12 protein-coding genes are annotated in these 22,017 nt (G+C 62.0%); 6 read left to right on the forward strand and 6 right to left on the reverse strand.

Annotation, left to right across the window (positions count from 1 at the left end):
• Nucleotides 1-81: 81 nt before the first annotated feature.
• The 6 genes from ACFOGH_RS11880 (at nucleotide 82) to ACFOGH_RS11905 (ending at nucleotide 6,883) form a co-directional block, all read left to right on the forward strand.
• Nucleotides 82-549: a formate dehydrogenase subunit gamma gene (locus ACFOGH_RS11880; RefSeq protein ID WP_380073280.1), complete on the forward strand. Its 468-nt coding sequence runs from the start codon at nucleotides 82-84 to the stop codon at nucleotides 547-549.
• Nucleotides 546-2,072 carry a formate dehydrogenase beta subunit gene (locus ACFOGH_RS11885; protein WP_380073281.1) on the forward strand — a complete coding sequence of 509 codons (1,527 nt, stop codon included), beginning with the start codon at nucleotides 546-548 and terminating at the stop codon, nucleotides 2,070-2,072. The genes ACFOGH_RS11880 and ACFOGH_RS11885 overlap by 4 nt, the downstream gene beginning before the upstream one ends.
• Nucleotides 2,069-4,960, forward strand: a complete 2,892-nt coding sequence (gene fdhF / locus ACFOGH_RS11890; protein ID WP_380073283.1) for a formate dehydrogenase subunit alpha — start codon at nucleotides 2,069-2,071, stop codon at nucleotides 4,958-4,960. The genes ACFOGH_RS11885 and fdhF overlap by 4 nt, the downstream gene beginning before the upstream one ends.
• The gene (gene fdhD / locus ACFOGH_RS11895) at nucleotides 4,957-5,757 is read left to right on the forward strand and encodes a formate dehydrogenase accessory sulfurtransferase FdhD (RefSeq protein WP_380073284.1); all 801 of its coding nucleotides are present in this window, start codon (nucleotides 4,957-4,959) and stop codon (nucleotides 5,755-5,757) included. Before fdhF ends, fdhD begins: the two co-directional genes overlap by 4 nt.
• Nucleotides 5,747-5,995 carry a formate dehydrogenase subunit delta gene (locus ACFOGH_RS11900; protein ID WP_380073285.1) on the forward strand — a complete coding sequence of 83 codons (249 nt, stop codon included), beginning with the start codon at nucleotides 5,747-5,749 and terminating at the stop codon, nucleotides 5,993-5,995. Before fdhD ends, ACFOGH_RS11900 begins: the two co-directional genes overlap by 11 nt.
• Before the next feature lie 156 nt (nucleotides 5,996-6,151).
• Nucleotides 6,152-6,883, forward strand: coding sequence for a peptidoglycan-binding protein (locus tag ACFOGH_RS11905; RefSeq protein ID WP_380073286.1), 732 nt, complete (start codon nucleotides 6,152-6,154; stop codon nucleotides 6,881-6,883).
• Here the strand turns inward: ACFOGH_RS11905 and ACFOGH_RS11910 are convergent.
• The 6 genes from ACFOGH_RS11910 to ACFOGH_RS11935 form a co-directional block, all read right to left on the reverse strand.
• Nucleotides 6,873-7,619 (reverse strand): 4'-phosphopantetheinyl transferase family protein, encoded by a 747-nt coding sequence (locus tag ACFOGH_RS11910; protein ID WP_380073287.1) that lies wholly within the window; start codon nucleotides 7,617-7,619, stop codon nucleotides 6,873-6,875. The two genes, ACFOGH_RS11905 and ACFOGH_RS11910, sit on opposite strands and share 11 nt — an antisense overlap.
• Nucleotides 7,513-12,006, reverse strand: coding sequence for a MupA/Atu3671 family FMN-dependent luciferase-like monooxygenase (locus ACFOGH_RS11915; RefSeq protein ID WP_380073288.1), 4,494 nt, complete (start codon nucleotides 12,004-12,006; stop codon nucleotides 7,513-7,515). The genes ACFOGH_RS11910 and ACFOGH_RS11915 overlap by 107 nt, the downstream gene beginning before the upstream one ends.
• Nucleotides 12,007-12,016: 10 nt before the next feature.
• On the reverse strand, nucleotides 12,017-13,024 hold the full coding sequence (locus ACFOGH_RS11920; RefSeq protein WP_380073289.1) for a glycosyltransferase: 1,008 nt from the start codon (nucleotides 13,022-13,024) through the stop codon (nucleotides 12,017-12,019).
• A gap of 2 nt (nucleotides 13,025-13,026) precedes the next feature.
• Complete coding sequence (locus ACFOGH_RS11925; protein WP_380073290.1) at nucleotides 13,027-19,404, reverse strand: type I polyketide synthase; 6,378 nt, start codon at nucleotides 19,402-19,404, stop codon at nucleotides 13,027-13,029.
• Nucleotides 19,405-19,583: 179 nt separating this feature from the next.
• Nucleotides 19,584-20,570 carry a glycosyltransferase gene (locus tag ACFOGH_RS11930; protein WP_380073291.1) on the reverse strand — a complete coding sequence of 329 codons (987 nt, stop codon included), beginning with the start codon at nucleotides 20,568-20,570 and terminating at the stop codon, nucleotides 19,584-19,586.
• Nucleotides 20,570-21,988 carry a hypothetical protein gene (locus ACFOGH_RS11935; protein ID WP_380073292.1) on the reverse strand — a complete coding sequence of 473 codons (1,419 nt, stop codon included), beginning with the start codon at nucleotides 21,986-21,988 and terminating at the stop codon, nucleotides 20,570-20,572. The genes ACFOGH_RS11930 and ACFOGH_RS11935 overlap by 1 nt, the downstream gene beginning before the upstream one ends.
• Between the last annotated feature and the right edge of the window lie 29 nt (nucleotides 21,989-22,017).

Here is a 22,017-nt window from a genome sequence, read left to right on the forward strand (position 1 = left end):
GCCTATCGAATGACGGTATATCAATATTGATTTTGCTATCAATCGGCGTATCACGGAGGCAAGCTACCAAAGGGCCGCCATATGCTTGATTCCGTCGATGTCATTGCTCGGGTTGAAGAAATTCTCAACCATCACAAGGGGATGGAGGGGTCTTTGCTGCCGATCCTGCACGCCATTCAAGCGGAATTTGGCTATGTGCCGCAGGCGGCTTTGCCGGTCATTGCGCAAAACCTGAACCTGTCGAAGGCCGAAGTGCATGGCGTGATGACGTTTTACCATGACTTCCGCGAGCATCCGGCAGGCGATCATGTGCTGAAACTCTGCCGTGCCGAAAGCTGTCAGTCGATGGGGGCAGATCGCGTGGCGGCCCATGCGCAAAAGGCTTTGGGCATCGAATGGCACGAAACCACCAAGGACGGTCGCGTGACTTTGGAGCCGATCTTCTGTCTTGGTCTGTGTGCCTGCGGCCCCGCTGCGATGATCAATGGCAAGCTGGTGGGCCGGGTCGATGAAGCCCGGATTGATGTGATCATCGGGGGGTTGAAATGAAGATTTACCTGCCGCTGGATAGCGCCGCCGTCGCCCTTGGTGCTGATGAAATCGCGGAATCGCTGCTGTTCCAAGCCAAGGCGCGCGGAATCAACCTGACGCTGATCCGCAACGGCTCACGTGGGATGGTCTGGCTGGAACCGATGGCCGAGGTTGTCACCGATGCAGGCCGGATGGCGTTTGGCCCGCTGACGCTGGCCGATGTGCCTGCGCTGTTCGATGATCTGGCGGCGCATCCGAAGGCTTTGGGCCTGACCGATGAACTGCCTTGGATGAAAGCGCAAACCCGGCTGACCTTCGCGCGTGTCGGCGTGATCGACCCGCTGTCGCTGGATGATTACAAGGCGCACGGCGGTCTGGCGGGCCTGACCATGGCGCTTGGGCTGGATAAGGCGGCGATTGTGGCCGAAGTCACTAACTCTGGCCTGCGCGGTCGCGGTGGTGCGGGCTTCCCGACAGGCATCAAATGGAAGACGGTTTCCGACGCGGTGGCGGATCGCAAATACATCGTCTGCAACGCCGATGAAGGCGACAGCGCCACCTTCGCCGACCGGATGCTGATGGAAGGCGACCCCTTCACGCTGATCGAAGGCATGGTGATTGCGGGGCTCGCGACTGGGGCGACCAAGGGATTTGTGTATATCCGTTCGGAATACCCTGTCGCGATTGAGGTGATGCAGAAGGCGGTTAAAATCGCGCGGGATGCCGGGGTGCTGGGCAACAGCGTTCTCGGCTCGGCCCATGCCTTCGACATGGAAATCCGCGTTGGCGCTGGTGCCTATGTCTGCGGCGAGGAAACCAGTCTGCTGAACTCGCTGGAGGGCAAGCGCGGCGTGGTGCGCGCCAAGCCGCCGCTGCCTGCGCTGCAAGGCTTCATGGCCCGCCCGACGGTGGTGAACAACGTGATTTCGCTGGCCTCTGTGCCGGTGATTTTTGAGAAAGGTGCCGAGTTTTACAAGAACTTCGGCCTTGGCCGATCGCGCGGCACCATCCCGTTGCAAATCGCGGGCAATGTCAAACATGGCGGGCTGTTTGAGATCGCCTTTGGCCTGACCTTGGGCGAAATTGTTGATAAAATTGCGGGCGGTAGCGCCTCAGGCCGCCCGGTCAAGGCGGTGCAGGTCGGCGGGCCGCTGGGGGCCTATTTCCCCCGCGCCTTGTTCGACACGCCATTCGGCTATGAAGAATTCGCGGGCAAGGATGGCTTGATCGGCCACGCTGGCCTGACGGTGTTCGACGACAGCGCCGATATGCTGAAGCAGGCCCGTTTCGCGATGGAGTTCTGCGCGATTGAATCCTGTGGTAAATGCACGCCCTGCCGGATTGGTGCTGTGCGCGGCGTTGAAACCGTTGACCGTATCGCCAAAGGCGACAGCACTGCGATCCCACTGCTGACCGATCTGTGCAACACGATGAAATCCGGCTCGCTCTGCGCTTTGGGCGGCTTTACGCCCTACCCGGTGATGTCCGCCCTGACCCATTTCCCCGATGATTTTGCCCCGATGAAAGAGGCCGCCGAATGAAAGACTTCATCATCCCGGATCGCGATTTCGGCACCCCTGCCGCGAAAAGCAAACAAATGGTCACATTGACCATCGACGGTTTCGACATCACCGTGCCGGAAGGCACCAGCATCATGCGCGCGGCGGCAGAAATCGGCATTTCGGTGCCGAAGCTCTGCGCCACCGACAGCATTGACGCTTTCGGGTCGTGCCGGTTGTGTCTGGTCGAGATCGAGGGCCGCAATGGCACCCCGGCATCCTGCACCACCCCGGTTGCCCCCGGCATCAAGGTGCATACCCAGAATGCCAGGCTGAAGCAGCTTCGCCGCGGGGTGATGGAGCTTTATATCTCGGATCACCCGCTGGATTGTCTGACCTGCTCTGCCAATGGCGATTGCGAGTTGCAGGATATGGCCGGCGCGGTCGGCCTGCGCGATGTGCGCTATGAGGCGCCGCAAGGCACGGAAATGGCAACCCATTTCAAAGCCAAAGACACTTCGGGCATCGCCAATCCGCATTACATCCCGCGCGACGATTCCAACCCCTATTTCAGCTATGATCCGCAAAAATGCATCGTCTGCTCGCGCTGCGTGCGCGCTTGCGAGGAGGTGCAGGGCAGTTTCGCGCTGACCATCGAGGGCCGGGGTTTCGACTCCCGCGTCTCATTCGGGGCGAAAACCGACACCGCCTTGTCGTCGGATTGCGTGTCTTGCGGCGCTTGCGTGCAGGCCTGTCCGACCGCGACCTTGCAGGAAAAGTCGATCATCGAGATCGGCACGCCCGAGCGCTCGGTGATCACCACCTGCGCCTATTGCGGTGTCGGTTGCAGCTTCAAAGCCGAAATGCGCGGTGATGAGCTGGTGCGTATGGTGCCCTACAAACACGGCAAGGCCAATCGTGGCCATTCCTGCGTCAAGGGCCGCTTCGCCTATGGCTATGCCAGCCACAAGGACCGCATCCTGAACCCGATGATCCGCGACAGCATCAACGATCCGTGGCAGGAAGTGTCCTGGGATGAGGCGATGGATTTCACTGCCAAGCGGATGAAGGGCATTATTGAGCAGCACGGCCGCCATTCGGTTGGGGTGATCACCTCATCGCGCTGCACCAATGAAGAAGCTTATCTGGTGCAAAAGCTGACCCGCGCCGTGTTCATGAACAACAATACCGATACCTGCGCGCGGGTCTGCCATTCGCCCACCGGCTATGGTCTGGGCCAAACCCTTGGCACCAGCGCGGGCACGCAAGACTTTGACTCGGTTGAAGAAACCGATGTGGTCATCGTGATCGGGGCGAACCCCGTTTCCGGCCACCCGGTCTTTGCCAGCCGTTTGAAAAAGCGGCTGCGTAAAGGCGCCAAGCTGATCGTGATCGACCCGCGCCGCACTGAGATGGTGGAAAGCCCGCATATCAAGGCTGAACATCACCTTGCGCTGACCCCCGGCACCAACGTCGCCATCGTCACCGCTTTGGCGCATGTGATTGTGACCGAAGGCCTGTTCGACGCGCAATTCATCCAAGACCGCTGCGATTGGGATGAGTTCCAGGATTACGCCGAATTCGTCAGCCAGCCGCAAAACTCGCCAGAATCCGTGGCGCTTCTGACTGGGGTTCCGGCGGCAGAGGTGCGCGCGGCGGCCCGGCTTTATGCCAAGGGCGGCAATGGCTCGATCTACTATGGGCTGGGCGTGACCGAACATAGCCAAGGCTCGACCACCGTGATCGGCATCGCCAACTTGGCGATGATGACCGGCAATGTCGGCCGTCCCGGCGTGGGGGTAAACCCATTGCGCGGGCAGAACAACGTGCAAGGCTCTTGCGATATGGGCTCATTCCCGCATGAACTGCCCGGCTATCGCCATGTCAAAGGCGAAGGCGTGCGCGATATTTTCGAGAAGGCTTGGGGCGTCAAGATTGACGAAGAACCCGGCCTGCGCATCCCGAACATGCTGGACGCGGCGGTTGAGGGCACGTTCAAGGGTCTGTATTGTCAGGGGGAAGACATCCTGCAATCCGACCCCGACACCAAACACGTCGCCGCCGGTCTGGCTGCGATGGATTGCGTGATCGTGCATGACCTGTTCCTGAACGAAACCGCGAACTACGCGCATGTGTTCCTGCCCGGTTCGACCTTCCTTGAAAAGGACGGCACCTTCACCAATGCCGAGCGCCGCATCAATATGGTGCGCAAGGTGATGGCGCCGCGCAATGGTTATGCCGATTGGGAAATCACCCAGATGCTGGCCAATGCGATGGGTGCGAAGTGGTCTTATACGCACCCGACGCAAATCATGGATGAGATCGCCATGACCACGCCGTCGTTTGCGGGCGTCAGCTATGAGAAGATCGAAACCATGGGCTCGATCCAGTGGCCGTGCAACGAAAAGGCCCCGGAAGGCACGCCTTTGATGCATGTCGATGGGTTCGTGCGCGGCAAGGGCAAGTTCATCAACACCGAATACGTGGCGACGGATGAGAAAACCGGCCCACGCTTCCCGCTGCTTTTGACCACCGGGCGCATCCTGTCGCAATACAACGTCGGCGCGCAAACACGGCGGACGGGCAACGTGGCTTGGCACTCGGAAGATCTGCTGGAGATCCACCCGCACGACGCCGAAGTGCGTGGCGTGAAAGAGGGCGACTTCGTACGCTTGGCCAGCCGCTCGGGCGACACCACTTTGCGCGCGACGATCACCGACAAGGTCAATCCGGGCGTGGTTTATACCACCTTCCACCACCCGGATACCCAAGCCAACGTCATCACCACCGATTTCTCGGACTGGGCCACCAACTGCCCCGAATACAAGGTCACGGCTGTGCAAGTCTCGCCCAGCAATGGCCCGTCGGAATGGCAAGAGGAATACAACGCTCAAGCCGCGATGTCGCGCCGCATCGCTGCGGCAGAGTGATGCAAACCCACCGCCCCTTGCCGCGCCTGACCTTCGGGTCTGGCGCTGCTTCGGCCAGCCGAGAACTGCCCGAGGAGGTTGCGGTGGCCTTGTCGTTCAACGGATCAACGCAGGCGGTGATGATGGCTTCGCCTGCCGATCTGATTGATTTCGCTTACGGATTTTCGCTGACTGAGGGCATTGCAACACCGTCTGAAATCGAAAGCGTCGAGGTTGTCGAAACTCCTCTGGGTCTTGATGTGCAAATCTGGCTGGCCGCCGAGGCCGAGGCACGGCAGACCAAACGCCGCCGCAGCATGGCTGGCCCGGTGGGCTGCGGGCTTTGCGGCATCGACAGCCTTGAGGAAGCCACGCGGGTGATGCAGCCAGTGCCACGCAGCAGCTTCCGCATGACGCCGTCTGAAATCATGGCCGCCGTCGCCAGCTTGCCCGCCGCCCAGCCGCTGCACGATATTACCCGCGCTGTCCATGCTGCAGGCTTTTTCAGCGGCAAACTGCTCGCCGCGCGCGAGGATGTTGGCCGTCACAACGCGCTGGACAAACTGTGCGGCCATCTGATCCGCACGCCGCATCCCACGGGTGCTGTTGTGCTGACCAGCCGGGTTTCCATCGACATGGTGCAGAAGGTGGCAGCCCTTGGTGCGCCGATGCTGATCGCCGTATCCGCCCCCACCGCCCATGCCGTCGCCCTCGCCGATCAGGCCGGCATCACCCTGATTGCCCTCGCCCGCCCCGACAGGTTTGAGGCCTATACCCACACCGACCGCATTTCGCAGGAGACCGCCCATGTCGCTTAATGACACCCACGCAGGCCCGCACGCAAAGCTGATCTACATGGCGAACCAGATCGCCAAATTCATGGAATCCAAACCCCATGCCGAGGGCTTGACCCTGCTTGCCTCGCATATCAATGACTTCTGGGAACCCCGGATGCGCCGCCATCTGTTTGAGGTTCTGGATGCAGGCGGTGCCGGATTGCGCCCGCTGGTGCTGGAGGCCGCATCCGCCATCAAGCGTCCGGCTGTTGCAGCCTGATCGGTCCGGGCAGAAAAACCACTTCTGGATCAATGGCTCAGAGCATCAAACGAGTGCTTGAGCGCTTTCAATGTTTCCCCTACGCTTGTTGAAAGCAGATCCGAGACTCACCGGATCGACCATTTTGAACAGATTTTATTGTATCGGAGACGTTTCATGCGAAATGTCATTGTGCGCGCGGGTTCTTCCGGACAATCGGTCCGGGATTTGCAGTTGGCCTTGAACAACCGCCTGAACCCCTCGCCCAATCTGATCGTCAATGGCCTGTTTACCCCGCAAACCGAACGCGCTGTGCTTGCATTTCAACGCTCCAACTGGCTCGAGATGGACGGTATCGCCGGTCCCTGCACCTTGGATGCCCTTTATGGAACGGAAGCGTCGCCGATCATCCTGCACAATGTCCCGTATCTCAGCCAGCCCACCCCCACAACGTGTTGGGCCGCAGCCACCGCCATGCTGACCCGGCTGTCTATCCAGTCGATCCGCATGACGACACCACAGCGCCTTCTGACGGCTGACGGTTCGCTGATCAATGAAAGCGAGCGCGGGCAACGGCTGGAAGTGCATCAGGCCTTCGCGCAATTGCACCGCCTGCGCTATCAACCGCCGCAAAGCTGGCCCGTCGCCGCATTGATCGCTCTGTTGCGCAATGGGCCGATCATGCTGGAACTGCTGCATAATCCCAGCGCGTTTCAGCGCGGCACCGGATCGTCCGGGCATTATGTGGTAATCGTCGGCGCGCGCGGCTCGCATAGCCCGGACGGCAGCACGACAACGCTGCGGATTTACGATCCGGACGACAGCAGCGGCGAAGGGATTTATTCGGTGGTCTACCGCTCGATGCTGCAACGCGTGCCGCTGGCAACCTTTGGCATGTTCACACAGTAGGCAGCCAGCATATTGCAGCAAAGTGATCCGGGTTTTCCGCCATGCGTCCGACAACTTGAAAATGTTTTTCAAATGGCGGGATCGCTTGCTGAAACGCAGCAATAAAGCCCTGACCGTTCCAGATTATGCCCAGCGTCTGAAAATCGAAAACCTTCTGAGAAATCGGATACTGCGCCTTATAGGCCGCTTCTTTCGCCACGAAAATGCGCAGCGCTTGCAGACCTTGCTTTGGTTGCGGCAAAGCATTGAGTTCATGCCGCTCCTCTGGCCGCAGCACGGTTTGCCAGATGTCTGCGGGCAAGGCGGCTGATGGCTCTACGTCCAGCCCAAGCCCAAGGTAATCGTGCCTGAAACCCGCCACCGCGAGACATGCCCCGGCACAATGGCTTATGCTGCCGCTGACCGTATCAGGCCATTGCGGTGCGCGATCTGATCCCACAGCAATCGCGGCAGGATCGCAACCCAAGGCCTGCAAGGCTTGGCGGGCGGCGGTGCGGCCGGTTGCAAACTCGGCCAGCCGCGCCGGCGTTGCACCGGGTAAATCTTCACCCGGCCACAAAGGTTGCGGCGCGTCGGCAGATGCGAGACCGACACCCGGCGGCAGGATCAAACGCAACCGCGCTGCGATGTCAGGCACCGGCCTGCCCCCGCATCGCCCGCCGCCGCGCCATCGCATCGGCGCGGGCATCGGCGCGATCCGAGGTGGCAGCCATGGGGGCCGCTTTCGGGCGGTCATCCAGATGCGCCGCAAGGGCGGACAGAACCGGAAAGCGGAAGATGTCGGTGATCGACAGTTTGCTGACACCCAGACTGTCGCGAATTTCGCGATGCACCTGCACCGCCAGCAAGGAATGGCCGCCGAGGGCAAAGAAATTGTCCTTCGCGCCCACTTTTGCCACGCCCAGAACTCGCCCCCAGATCGCCGCGATCTGCGCCTCGATATCTGAAACTGGCGCAACAAAGTTCTGCGCCTCCAGTGGCTTGCTGCTTGGCGCGGGAAGGGCTTTGCGATCAACCTTGCGGTTGGGTGTCAGCGGGAAGGTATCGAGCGTGACAAAATGCGCGGGCATCATATGCTCGGGCAAAACGCCCGCCAGACTGGCGCGCAGCGCGGGCTCGGTCGCGGTGCCAATCAGATAGGCCACCAGCCGCAGATCACCGGGCGTATCTTCGCGCGCCATCACCACGGCTTGCCGCACCCCCGGCTGCGCCTCAAGCACCGATTCAATCTCGCCCAATTCAATCCGATAGCCGCGCAACTTGACCTGATGATCGGTGCGGCCCAAGAAATCAACCTTGCCGTCCGCCCGCCAACGCACCAAATCGCCGGTCCGATACATCCGGGCACCCCAGGCGCAGGCCCGATCCGGCGTGACAAAACCATCCGTCACAAATCGCTCGGCGGTCAGATCGGGGCGCTGCCAATAGCCGCGCGTCACGCCGTCGCCGCCAATCCACAACTCGCCCGCCACACCCGGCGCTACCGGGTTCATCGCCTCATCTAGCACGTAAATCTGCTGGTTCGCCAAAGGCGTGCCGATGTTGCAGACGCCATCCACAGCGCCGACTTCCTCGACCGAAGACCAGATCGTCGTTTCGGTCGGGCCATACATGTTCAAAATCCGCGCCCGTGTCGCCTGCCGCAAATCAGCCACCAGCGCACCCGGCAAAGCCTCTCCGCCCAGCAACATGGTTCTCACGCCCGCCAGCGCTACGCGCGATTCCGCGTTCATCGTGATCATTCGCGCCATCGACGGCGTGCATTGCAGATGCGTCACGCCATGGCGCAGGATTTGCGCGGCGATCGAGAAATCATCCGCTGCAACTCCACCGCCTGCATTGGCGCGCGCCACCACCTCAGCCAGCGGATACAGCCCCTCCATCACCTTCTCCGGCGCGATGCCATAGTCGATCAGGCAAGCAACCTCACCGACGCCGATCCGCTTCAACTGCTCAACCCGCGCCAAGGCATCCTCAACCGTGCCGAACAGACCCGAGTCTTCAAAATAGCGCTGGAAGGCGAAATCGAGGATCGCCTCGGTTTCCTCTGCACTAAGCGATTGCAGGTCGATCTGCATCGGGTTCGACACGCCTTGCGGCTTCTTGAACGCCGGGAAGGCCCAGGCATATTGCTTGATCAGCGCCGCAGCCGAGCGCAAATACTCCTTCATCGGGCCGCGTGCCACTTCGCGCGCATGGTCTCGGTCGCGCGCAATATAGCTGTGCAGCATCAAGGTCACGGTGTGATTGGCCGGATCGTGCCCCGCCGCGCGCAAAGCCTGATGATAAAGCGTGATCTTGCCTGCAACCTCGTCAATCGACTGGCCCAGCAGATGCGTCAACACGTTCGCACCAATCGACCCTGCTTCGCGCCATGTGTCTGGGTTGCCTGCGGTCGTCACCCACAGCGGCAGTTCCTTTGACACCGGGCGCGGCTGGCTGACCAATTCGAACATGCCGCCGTCTGCCGTCGGAAAGCCCACCTTTTCCCCCCGCCACAAGCGGCGCACCTGATCGGCGGCGGCAAACATCGCGGCCTTGTTGTTGGGCGGCGTATTTTCGGGCCGCAGCACGAAATCATCCGGGTGCCAGCCCGAGGCCACAGCGACTCCGGCGCGGCCATTGGTCAGGTTGTCGATCACCGCCCATTCTTCGGCAATCCGCGCCGGATGGTGCAGCGGCATCACGCAAGACCCCGCCCGCACACCGATGTTCTTTGTCACTGCTGCCACCGCAGCGCCTGTCACCGACGGGTTCGGATAGGGGCCGCCAAAGGCGTGGAAATGCCGTTCGGGTGTCCAGACCGCGCAAAAGCCGTGGCTGTCGGCAAATTTCGCGCCCTCCAGCAGCAGTTCGTATTTCTTTGGCCCAGCGCCATCGTCATTGCCCCAGTAATACAGCGAGAAATCCATCTTCTGCGCCGAAGCAATCGTGCCACCCGACACCAGACTGCGGTTTTCATCGCTGGTCAGCACGACTTTGAAGCCACGCGCCAGTGTCCAGAACAGTTCCAGCACCGAAATGTCGAAGGAAAGCGAGGTCACAGCCAGCCAAACGCCCGCCTCTGGCCCAATGCGCAGGTCCATCCCGGTGAAGAAGTTCGCCACGTTGCGATGCTCTACCATCACGCCCTTGGGCCGTCCGGTCGAGCCAGAGGTATAGATCATATAGGCCAAATCAGCCGAGGTGACACCAGATATAGGATCATCATCGCGCGCCTGACCGGGCCGCCCATCGGTATCCAGACACAGCACCTGCGCCTGATGGCTGGGCAATCCTGCTGCGATCTTGCTATGCGTCACGATCACCGGGCAGGCGGAATCCTCAATATAAAGCGCGATGCGGTCGGCAGGATAGGCCGGGTCCATCGGCACATAGGCGCCGCCCGCTTTCTGAATCGCCAACGCTCCCACCAGCAGATCTAGACTGCGGTTCAGGCAAAGACCCACCAGCGTTCCCGGCCCAACGCCCATGCCAATCAGCAAATGCGCCACCCGATTGGCGCGCGCGTTCAGCGCGGCATAAGGCAGGCTTTGATCATCGCAGACCAACGCCACGGCATCCGGGCTGCGCTGCACCTGACGCTCAAACGCATGATGCACGCAAAGGCTGGCATCATAGGGCGTCTTGGTCTGGTTCCACCCGTGCAGCACCTGATCGCGCTCGGCAGGCGTCAGCGTGGATATGCTGGCAAGCGGGGCATCGACATCGGCCTGCGCCAAGGCATCTGCCAGATGTCGGATGCGCGCAGCATAGGCCTCGGCCTCAGGCAAAGGCAGGCGCGCAGCGTCAAATTGCAGCGCATTCGGCGTCAGCGTAACGGTGGTTCCGGCAATCGGGCCTGCATCCGCAAGACCGATCTGCGGGCAGGACATGCCCGCAAGCGCTGCATCGCGCGTCAGCAGATCCAAGGCGAAGCCAGGTTTCAACGCCAGATCCAACGCCCGCCGCGCCTCGGTCACTGACCCCGCGCAAGTCACCCGCACAGGTCGCCAGTCTGACACATATCCCGCCGTCGCCTGTGCAGCCAACGCCAGATCAACCTCGGTCGCGCCCGAGGCAAGGCCAACCGCCAAGGCAAGCGCGGTCAAATCCGCCGACAGCGGCAAGCTTTGCCAATCTGCGGCCCCCTGCGCCGTATGCCCCAGCACTGCGGGCTGCAATGCGGTCAAAGCCCTGCGCATCGCCGGATCGGCTGCGGCCAGAGCCTGCCCCAAGACCGTCAGGCCCGAAACATCACCCGACAGCATCCCATCGGTGACAGTCGCAGGCGACACCGCCAGCCCTTTTTCCTGACAGGTCAGCCGCATCAACCGCACGGCACCCTGACCGCAGGCCACCACCAGCCCGGCCTCGTCAGCCCGCAACACCTGCCCCGCAGCGCCCGCGCCTTCGGCAATCTCGGCAGCCCCGACATTCAAAACGCGGGCACGGGTCGCAATCTTTGCCGTGGTCAGCGGGTTCCAGTAGCGGCCATGATCCAAGGCGCGCACCAGTCGCACCACAGCCTCGGCCGATTGGGTAAAATCAATCCGCCCCATCGCCGCCGGGCGATCATCGCGCAGATAGAGATGACGCTCGCTCAGATCCTGCGGCTTGCGCTGCAATGCGCCGCTCTCCAACTGCGCCAGAACGCTGGGAAAGCTTTCCATCGCCGCCTCAAAACACCGCGTGTTCAGGGTCAGCGCGGTATCCTGCGGTGCAATCGCAAAGCTGCGGCTTTCCAGCACATCGCCTTCGTCCACGCCGCCCGCGATCAGATGCCACGAAATCGCGTGCTGGCTTTCACCGTTCAAGATTGCCCAGACAGGCGCATTCAACCCGGCAAATTGCGGCAGCGGGCCATCGTGAAAGTTCACCGCTCCGCCCGCCAGCGCCAGAACCTCTGGCCCGATCACCGAGAGGTTGGCCACCGACAGCAGCCAATCAACACGGCCCCCCAAGCGCTGTGCCAGATCGCGGCCATAGGCCTCCACCCGCAACCCCCTGGCCTGCGCCCACAGCCGCACATCGGCGTTGCGCGTCACCACGGCAGCCAGGGTATGCCCGCGCGCCAACAGCATCTCACCGCATTGGCGGGTCAGGGTTTCATTGCCGATCAGATAAGCGGAAAACTGGGTCATCTTGGCATCCTTACCCGCGCGTGCCGCGGGGCGATTTGGCAAAAGCGGCAGGTCTGCCGCGCACAGAATTCAACACCGCGCGCAGCGCGTGCAGCGTCAGGTCGGTCAGATACAACGGCGGATCGCCCCGGTCTTTGCGCTGGATCAGAAGCCGCGCGCGCCACAGAATGCCGCCACAGATCAGCGCCAAAGTGGCGGCAATCGCATAAGCAACGCCATGGTTTTTCACCAGATAATGCAAACGGCTGTCCAGCCAAAACTGCGGAATGCGCGACCATTGCCGCATGCCGGTCGAGACCGAGCCGATATGCATCACCCGGCTTTCCACGACATAATCCGTCGGCCAACCCGCCAACGCCGCACGCCGGCACAGATCGGTCTCTTCGAAATACAGAAAAAACCGCTCATCAAACAGGCCGATCTGATCCAGCACCGCCCTGCGCATCATCAGGCTTGCGCCCGCCAGCCAATCGACCCGGCGCGTCGCCTGCGGGATTGGTTGCGCCACGATCCAGCAGTTCAGCATCCGGCTGACCGGGCCAAAGCGGATCTGCCCCTCAAACTCTGACGCAATCGAGGGAAAGCGGAAGGCGGTGCGGTGCGGCGCACCATCGTCGCCATAGATAAAGCTGCCCGCAAAGCCCGTCGCCGGATGGGTCTGCAGATGCTGCAACAGGGCGCGAATGGCTCCGGGTTCGGGGAAAGCATCCGAGTTCAGGATATAGACAAAGTCTGGTGCGCTGCCATCAGGCATCCCGGCGCGGATGCCAAAGTTGTTGCCCGCGCCAAAGCCGCCGTTGTGCCCGGATTGCAAAACCCGCACCGCCTGCGGCCCCTGATCCCAGCCGCGTTTGCGCACTTCGGCAGCCATGGTTTCAAACGATTCATCGCCGGAATCGTTGTCAACGATCACCAGCGCCCCGGCTAGCCCCTCCAGCGCCACAAGCGCCGATTCCGCCGCCCGAAGCGTCATCTCGGCAGAGCGCCAGTTCAGCAAAACCGTCAGCAACCCCGCCATGGCTATTCCGCCGCCGTGGCAAGCGGGGTGGCAGCCGTGGTCTCGGCCTCGGCAATCACCGCGCGCAGCTTCGCCGCCAGCACCCGCACATTCGGCTCCAGCACCATACTGTCGTGATCGCCGGGCACTTCTATCGTCACCAAGCTTGGGGCGAACTGCGTCAGGTCGTTGTCATCAAAGACATATTCCTTCGCCTTCGACACCCAGTTGCCCGCCGTCACCGCCCAATGCCGATCCAGCGGCGGGCGGAACAACACCGTGGCCCCACGCCGCTTTGTCATCTGATAAAGCGGCAAGGCCGCGCGGAAAGCCGCCTCAATCGCGGCATTGTGGAATTGCGCATCAGTCTGTTCCATCGCCTGCGGCTGACGCTTTTGCATCTCCCATTCCCAGCGTTTGCGCGCCCATTCGGCCAGATAGCCGGGGCCTTTGGCGCGCAATTCGGCCAGTTTGATTAAGGCTTTATCGGCACGGCTCAAGCTGGGGCGCATGGGCAAGGGTGTGTCCAGCAGAACCACCATTGACACCACCTCGCCCGCGGCTTCCAACTGCCGCGCCATTTCCCAGGCGGTCAGCCCCCCGCCCGAGAATCCGCCCAGCATATACGGCCCCTTCGGCTGCACCTGCCGCAGTTCGGCGATGTAATCCGCCGCCGCTTCGGGCAGGGTTTCATGCGGCGCGGCATCGCCGTAAAGCCCGCGCGCCTGAAGCCCGTAGAACGGCCGATCCCCACCCAAAAGCTGCGCAAGATGCCGCAGGTTCAGCACGTTGCCGAACATGCCCGCCACCAGGAAGAACGGCTGTTTCGCCCCACCCTCACCCTGATGCATCGGCACCAGATGGGTGAACCGCCGCGCCGGAGCCGCCAGCTTTGCAGGGGCATCGCCGCCCACATCGCCAATCTGCGCGATGATCAACGCCGCGCAACGCGCAATCGTCGGCGCTTCAAACAGCACCGAAATAGGGAAATCCACCCGATAGGTCTTCTTCACCATCGCGAACAGGCGCACCGCGATCAGGCTATGCCCACCCAGATCGAAGAAACTGTCCTCGACCCCAACCTGCGCCACGCCCAGAAGTTCCTGCCAGAACCCGACCAGAGTGCGTTCCACATCGTTGCGCGGCTCGACATAGGCAGTGTCCAGATCGGGGCGCTCAAACGCTTTGCCCTCGGTCTTGGCCGCCTCTGCCTCGGCGGTCTGACGGATCAGGTCGGGCAGGTTCAGGCTGGAGACGATGATCTGGCTGCCCCCCAAAGCCACCGCCCGCCCAAATGCCTCGGCCCCCTCGCTGGGTTTAATCCCCAAGTTGAAGGCATGCAGCAAACGCTCCTCGGCGGGTGAAACTGGCTTGGCCGCCACATCATCATAGACCAACTCACGGGGATCGGGGGCGGCGAATGTCAGGCCACCCTCAAGCCGGTGGATGTTAAAGCCTTCGATTTCCACACAAATCTCGCCATCTGGCGTGGCCAGCGTCACATCAAAACAGGCGGTCGAGGCCCCCACGCGGTTATCCGCCGCATTGCGCACCCAAGACACGATCTGCGCCGGAAGCGGGCGCAAAACCCGGATGCGGGTGTAGGAAACCGGCACCCAAAGATGATCGGGTTGATAGCCCGCGATCAGCCCCATCGCCCAGCCCGTCGCCAGATCCATCAGCGCCGGGTGCAATATCCAGCTTGCCACCTCGGACGCAAAATCGTCGGGCAGCGCCAGCCGCGCCAGACCCTCACCTGCGCCAATCGTGCGCGATTGCAGCACCCTCCAGCGCGGCCCAAAGGCCAGATGCTGCTCTTGCGGGCTGCGCAAGCCGATGCCGGTTTCCGGGGCAGGCAAGCGCCCGGCAATCGCCAAAACGTCAATGCGCGCCGGGGTGGCCGCCGCTGGGATCGCCCGTGCCTGCGCATGCAACTGCCACCCCAGACGCCCCTTCACCGTGACGGCAGAGCGCAACTCGAACCCATAGCCTTCTTCACTGCGCGACAAGGTGGCGCGCACCAGCCGCGTCTCGGTATCAGCCACATCCAGCGGGCGGAAGAAATACAGATCGCGCAGCTCAAACGCGCCGGTTTCGCCCTGCGCGCGCAAAGCTTCGGCAGCGATTTCAATCGTGCCGGTGCCGGGGATCAGCGCTTGGCCCGCTTTGGTGCGATGCCCGTCCAGCGCCCAGCGATCCACCGCGTAAGCCGCGGTGAACAGACGGTTGCCCTGCGCGTCAAACCCAGCCTCATCCAGCATCGGTGCAGAGATCGGCAGGCGCGGCGCGGGCGGTGCGCCGGTGCGATCCGCCAAAGCCTCGGCTGCCATGCCAACGCCCGTCCATATCCCCCAATTCAGCGCCACCACCTTGGTTTTGCCAGCGCTGCGCGACTTGGCATAGGCATTCAGAAATTCATTCGCCGCAACATAGTCGATCTGCCCCGCAGGCCCGGTGACGGTCGAGGTTGAGGCAAACACCACCAGCAGATCAATCGCGCCATCGGGGAACAACCGATCCAGCACCAAAGTGCCGTGCAGTTTCGGCGCGAAAACTTCCTCGACCTGCGCCGGGGATTTCACCAAAAGCGGCCCGTCATCCACCACACCGGCGGCATGAATCACCGCGCGCACCGCACCAAAGCGCTGCACACCCGCCGCAACTGCTGCCTGCATGTCTTCCATATTGCAGACATCGGCAGTGGCGACAAACACTTCGCCTCCCAAAGCCTCAAGCCGCTGCAACGCCAAAATCCGCCGCGCGATGGGCCCTGCGGGATCATGGGTCGCCAGATAATGCGCCCAAGTGCTGCGATCCGGCAGATTGCGCCGTGCGATCAGGGTGATCTTGGCACCGTGCCGCTGGATCAAGTCTTCGGCAATGGTCAGCCCGATACCGCCAAAGCCCCCGGTGATCAGCACATGCGCACCCTGCTGCAGGCTTAGGCGTTGTTCCGGCAAGACGGCGGGCTTCAGCCCAAGTTCAAAACGCTTTTCACCGCGCAGTGCCGCAACAACGCCGGACGGCGCTGCCAGAAGGTCTTCCAGAACCTGTTCGGCCAAGGGCTGCAACGCGGGATTGCCCCGTCGCGGCAGCGGCGGCAGCACCACATCCAGCGTCGAGACAGAAATCCCCGGCAATTCGCGCGGGATCACCCGCACCGGGCCCAGAATGGTGGCCTTTTCAGGGTCGGCCAGCGGCTCGGCCTTCACCTGCGCCGCCCCTGTTGTTGCCACCGTCAGATGGATCGGACGCGGCAGACTCTCCTCGGCCATCGCCTGCGCCAGAAACAGCAGACTGTAGAAACCCTGTTCAAGATTGCGATGGAAAAAGCTGGAGCCGGGGCGGAAATCAGCCCCCCGCGTCACCAGCCAGAAATGCGCGATCCGGCTGGGCACCTGCCCCTTAGCCACCAGATCGCGGAGCAGTTGATCATAACCTTCGCGCCCCCGCTCTGGCGCCAGAAGATAGCCACCCTCGCCATCGCGGCCAAAAGCATCGCCCGCGCGCACCGTCGTCACATGATGGCCCGCCGCACGCAGTTGCGCGGCACATGCGGCACCAAGCCCTTCTGCATCGACAAAAATCAGCCAGTTCTCGGGCTTTGCATCGCCCAAATCCGCGCTCAGATCAAACCCCGTCGCCGCCGGTCGCCAATGCGGTTTCCAGCCCCATTGGCCAATATCGTCGATCCGGGCTGGCAGCGCCGCAGCTTCCACCTCAGCCCCCTTGCCGGGTTCGATGAAATAGGGTTTGCGCTGAAACGCATAGGTCGGCAGCACCACCCGATTGCGCGCAGCGCCACCCCAGATCGGCTCCCAATCCACCGGCACGCCACAAGCCCACAGCCGCGCGATGGAAGCCACATGCCAGGCGTCATCTGCCATCTTCTGCTCGGGGTGACGCAAAGCCGCTATCACCTGGCCCTGAGGCACGCCATTGGCCTGCGCCAGCGAAGACAGCGCCCGCCCCGGCCCCATCTCCAGATAAACCCGCCCCGGTTCGGCCATCAGATCGGCCATGCAAGCCTGAAAGTTCACCGTATTGCGCAGGTGTTGCACCCAATAGGCAGGGCTGGTCGCCTCGGCATCGGTCAGGCGTTTGCCAGAGCGGTTGCTGACGATCGGAATCTGCGGCGGGTTCAGGCGGATACTGGCAAGATAATCGCCAAACCGGGCCAAGATCGGCTCCAACATCCGGCTATGCGCGGCAATGTCGATCTGGATGCGCTGTGTCTCGACATCGGCCTTCGCCAAGTCTGCCGCCAAGGCCAGCAAAGTCGCATCCGGCCCCGACACCACGCAAAGCCCCGGCGCATTGACCGAGGCCAGATCAAGATCACCGGTGAGATAGGGCCGCAGATCGGCCTCGGCCAGCGGCACGGAAAGCATCCCCCCCGGCGCAATCGTGTCAAACAAGCTGCCGCGCAGATGGACAAGGCCGATGCAATCCTCAAACCCGATCACCCCCGCCAGACAGGCCGCGGTGTTTTCGCCCATCGAATGCCCGACCAGCACCGCAGGCGTCACCCCCCACGACATATACAACTGCGCCAGCGCGTATTCGGTGATCATGATCAGCGGCAGTTGCACCGAGGGTCGCTTCAACTGCTCATGCGCCGCAGCTTCCGTCCCCGGCTCTGGCAGCCACAAAGCCCGGATGTCGTAATCCAGCTTCGGCTGCAAAACCGCCAAGCCCTTGTCCATCCAATCGGCAAACACGGGTTCGGTTGCGTAGATATCGCGCGCCATACCGGCATATTGCGCGCCGCCACCGGGGAACATGAACACGACCTCGGGGTTCTCGCCCAGATAATCATGGTTGAACACCCGGCGTGGATCGCCACCTTCCAGCAGAAATGCTGCTTCGTCATGCGATCCAGCCACCAACACCCGGCGCTTTTCAAACGCCCGCCGTCCCTCTTTCAGGGTAAAGGCGACATCGGCCAGATCCTGCGTTTGATCGCTACGCAGATGCGCCGCCAAACGCGCAGCACCGGCATCCAGCGCGCCCTTCGACTTCGCTGAAACTACAAGCGGCTGGAACGGCCACAGGCTTTCCTCGCCCGGCTTGCGCGCCGGGGCTTCCTGTAACACCACATGCGCATTGGTGCCGCCCACGCCAAGGCTGTTCACCCCCGCAAGGCGCGGTTTGTCGCTGGCCCAATCCGTCAAGCGGTCATTCACCATGAATGGGCTAGAGCCGAAATCAATCGACGGGTTCGGCGCTTCATAGCCCAAGCTGGGCGGCAACTGCCGATGATGCAAGGACAGCGCCACCTTGATCAGGCTAGCCACCCCCGCCGCCGTATCCAGATGCCCGATGTTGGTCTTGACCGAGCCGATGCGGCAGCTCGCCACCGCGTCGGTGGTCTGCCGGAACGCCTGTGTCAGTGCCGCCACCTCAATCGGATCGCCCAGATAGGTGCCCGTGCCGTGACATTCCACATAAGACACATCCTGCGCGGCAACCCCGGCAATGCCCTGAGCCTCGGCAATGCACTTGGCCTGCCCATCCACCGACGGCGCCAGATAGCCAGCCTTAGCTGCACCATCATTGTTCACCGCCGATCCCTTCAGGATCGCCCAGATATGGTCGCCATCACGGATCGCATCTTTGGCGCGGCGCAACACCACCGCACCCGCACCCGAGCCAAATACCGTGCCCTCGGCGCGGTGATCAAACGCGTGGCAATGGCCGTCAGGCGACAGAATCTCGCCCTCGGTGAACAGATAGCCGCGGGCGTGTGGCAATTCGATGGTGACGCCCCCCGCAAGCGCCATGTCGCATTCGCCATTCAGCAGCGCCTGCGTGGCATAGTGCACCGCCACCAAAGACGTGGAGCAGGCGGTTTGCAGGTTGATCGAGGGGCCTTTCAGATCGAAGATATGGCTGACCCGCGTCGCCAGAAAATCCTTGTCATTGCCGGTGTGGCGCAGCAGGAACATGCCGGTCTGATCGACCAGATCGCGGTTGGAACACAGGTTGAAATAGAAATAGCTGCCCATGCCGCAGCCCGCATAAACCCCGATGGCACCCGGAAAATTCTCGGGCGGATGGCCTGCGTTCTCCAATGCCTCCCAAGCCACTTCCAGAAACTGCCGATGCTGCGGATCCATGATCGCGGCTTCCTTCGGCGAAAACCCAAAGAAATCGGCGTCAAATTGCTCGAATCCCTCCAGCACCGCGGCGGCGGGCACATAGTTTGCCTTGCGCATCCGGGCGGGCGATTCTCCTGCCGCCAGCAGTTCGGCCTCGCTCAAGCTGCGGATCGATTCCACGCCGCCCACAAGATTGGCCCAATAGGCAGCAATATCGGCGGCTCCCGGCAAATGCGCCGCCATGCCCACCACCGCGATGTCATTCTCGCTGATGCCCATTGGATCGAAATCTTCGCTCATCCGTCTTCTCTTTTCTCACAGCCTGCCGGATACCCCGAAGGCAGACCTTAACACTTTACGCAAAACCCACGGCTTTCATACCCTGACACGAGGCAGAGATGGCGCGTGCAGTGGCTTTGAACAATCCCGCACTAGCGAAACAATACGGCCCGGATATGGCAAAGTTTCGTGAAAACCAGCTACCAGTGCCCCACACCCGTGCCGCGCCACATCGCCCATTGCGCGCGACAAAACACAATCAAGTCAAAGCCAAAGCCCAGAACCGTCACCACCAGCCGCTTCGGTCGCAGCAGATCGCGCGGGTTTGCCGCCGCGCGCGCCAGCCGTTTGGTCAGGAAATGCCATGGCACATAGCCAAACGGCCAACGCGGTAATCCAGTGCGCAACGCAGCCCCCAGCCAGCCCGCATCCTGTGCCGCCCGCGCCAGTTCCGCGTGCCGCGCAGGCGCAGGCAACGCCGCCAAAGCGCAAAATCCTGCAAAATTCACTGCCGAGCCAATCACGATGCGCACCTGATGCCGGATCAGCGCGCTGATTGAGCGTTCCGAGGCATAGATATGCCAAACCCCTTCAGCCCCGCCAATCCGGCTGAAATCCTCTGGCCCAGTCAGTGCATCTGTCAGCACCATCGCACGCAGAAAGCCATCCTCAACCGGTAGGCCAATCGGCATATGAAACCGCCGTGCGACTGCGGCAGGCATCGCGTAAAGCTGGCCACAAATCGCCGTTTGCCAATCATCCAGGCCACCCCCGGCAGCCGCAATGATTTTGTCCATCGCCGACAGGCCTTCGGGATGCGCCACGATATCCTTCACCGGCTGGCTGTTGATCACCCAACGCGCGCCCAAAGCCTGCACCAAGCGCCGCAACGCCCCCGTATCGCAAAACGCAATATCGGCATCGGCAAACACCAGCACATCGGCATCTGGCCGCGCCAGATCATGCACAAAGCGGTTCCAAGTGCGTGACTTGCCACCCTCGGGCAAGTCAACCACCTCGACCCCAACCACCCGCGCAACCGTATCGTCAGAACAGCCATTGGCCAGCACCAGCACCCGCGCCGAAAACGCCGGATCGGCGAGAACATCCTGCGCCAACAGCCGCGAGACCATGGCCGCAATGCCGCCCGCTTCGTTATGGGCAAAGATGCCAATATCCACCCGCATCAGATGACCGTCCGCTTCTGCGTGCCGCCGCGCAAACCGCTGCGCAGCACCGCATGACTGTCAGCCAATCGCGCACGCCGCATCCGTTCGGCCTCACCCAACAGCCCGCCTGCCATCAGCCAGGTGAATGGAATATGCGTCGCATTGGGCAGCAGATCGACCATATTGGCCGCCAGGATCAGCGCCAAACCCGTGGCATAGCGATTAAACACCGCCCCGTGCCACGACAGCGCCTCGCGCCCCAACAACAGCAGCGGCAGGCCCGTCAGCCCGAACTCGGCAATAAAGCCAAGCCAGCCATAGGTGCCCATCACGATGATCCACGCGCCATCGGCAATCGTCGTCATTTGCCCGGTGATCGGATCATGCAGGAACGCACGGCCATATCCGCCCCAGCCGAACAGCGCCTTTTCCTGCGCGCGCGCCAACAGCGCTTCCTCATTCACGATGCGGAACTGCAACGAGCCTGCGCGGTCCGCGCTGAAGCCATTGGCGAAATCGACGATCTGCTGCACCGGCACCAGATGCAGACCGCGCAGGATCGGATAGCTGATCACCACCACCGCAATCACCGCCGCCACCAGTGCCTGCAGCCGCCAGCCCGCCAGCAGCAGCAACGGCGCCAGACACAGGGCATAAACCGCCACACCCGCGCTTTTGCAGACATAGAGCATGAACCCAAGATACAGCGCGATCAGCAAGGCCTTGGAGCGGATCTCGGCCGTGGTATCGCGCAACCGCACCATCGCCGCCAGCAGACACATCAGCGCAAAAAACGCCACCCACAGACCATGCGGCAAGAACACCACCGGGCGATAGCCGCCCTGCCGGATGGTCTGGAAAAAGTCGTGCTGAAAAAACCCATAGACCCAGACGTTCATCTGCGGCGAGAACCGTGCCTCAATCAACATCGGGATCGAATACCACAACCCCGCCAGCACCAGCGCCTCAATCATCGCCCGCATCCCGGCAGGCGTGCCCAGATAGCGCCGCGCCAGAAAGAACGGCAACAGCGCAATGAACTGGTTTGCCACTGCTGCGGCCGAATCGTAAATCTTCATGCCCTGCACAGAACCCGCCACGAAATACAGCGGATCGGTGTTGGTCAAGACCGTGGCAAATGGCGATAGAATATACATCAGGATCAGCACCTTACCGATCCGCCCCTCAGGCAGAAAGCTGATCTTGTCGCGAACCACATACAAAGCCCCACACCAAGCGATCAGGTTTGGAATCGTGGTTTTGTCCAGGTCAGGGATGATCGGAAAGTTGATCACCGTCAGCGGCGGCATGATCAGATATCCGCCCAGCACTGTCCAGATCAGTGCCCGTGCCGGGTCCAGCCGTTTCCACATCTGCCAGCACAGCATCGGCCAGACAAACAGCATCAGATAGGCAAGGAAATTCGGCGAGGCCACGGCGCGGATCAGCTTTCTATCGGCAATGA

This window comes from Cypionkella sinensis, from assembly GCF_042646385.1.
GTDB lineage: Bacteria > Pseudomonadota > Alphaproteobacteria > Rhodobacterales > Rhodobacteraceae > Cypionkella > Cypionkella sinensis.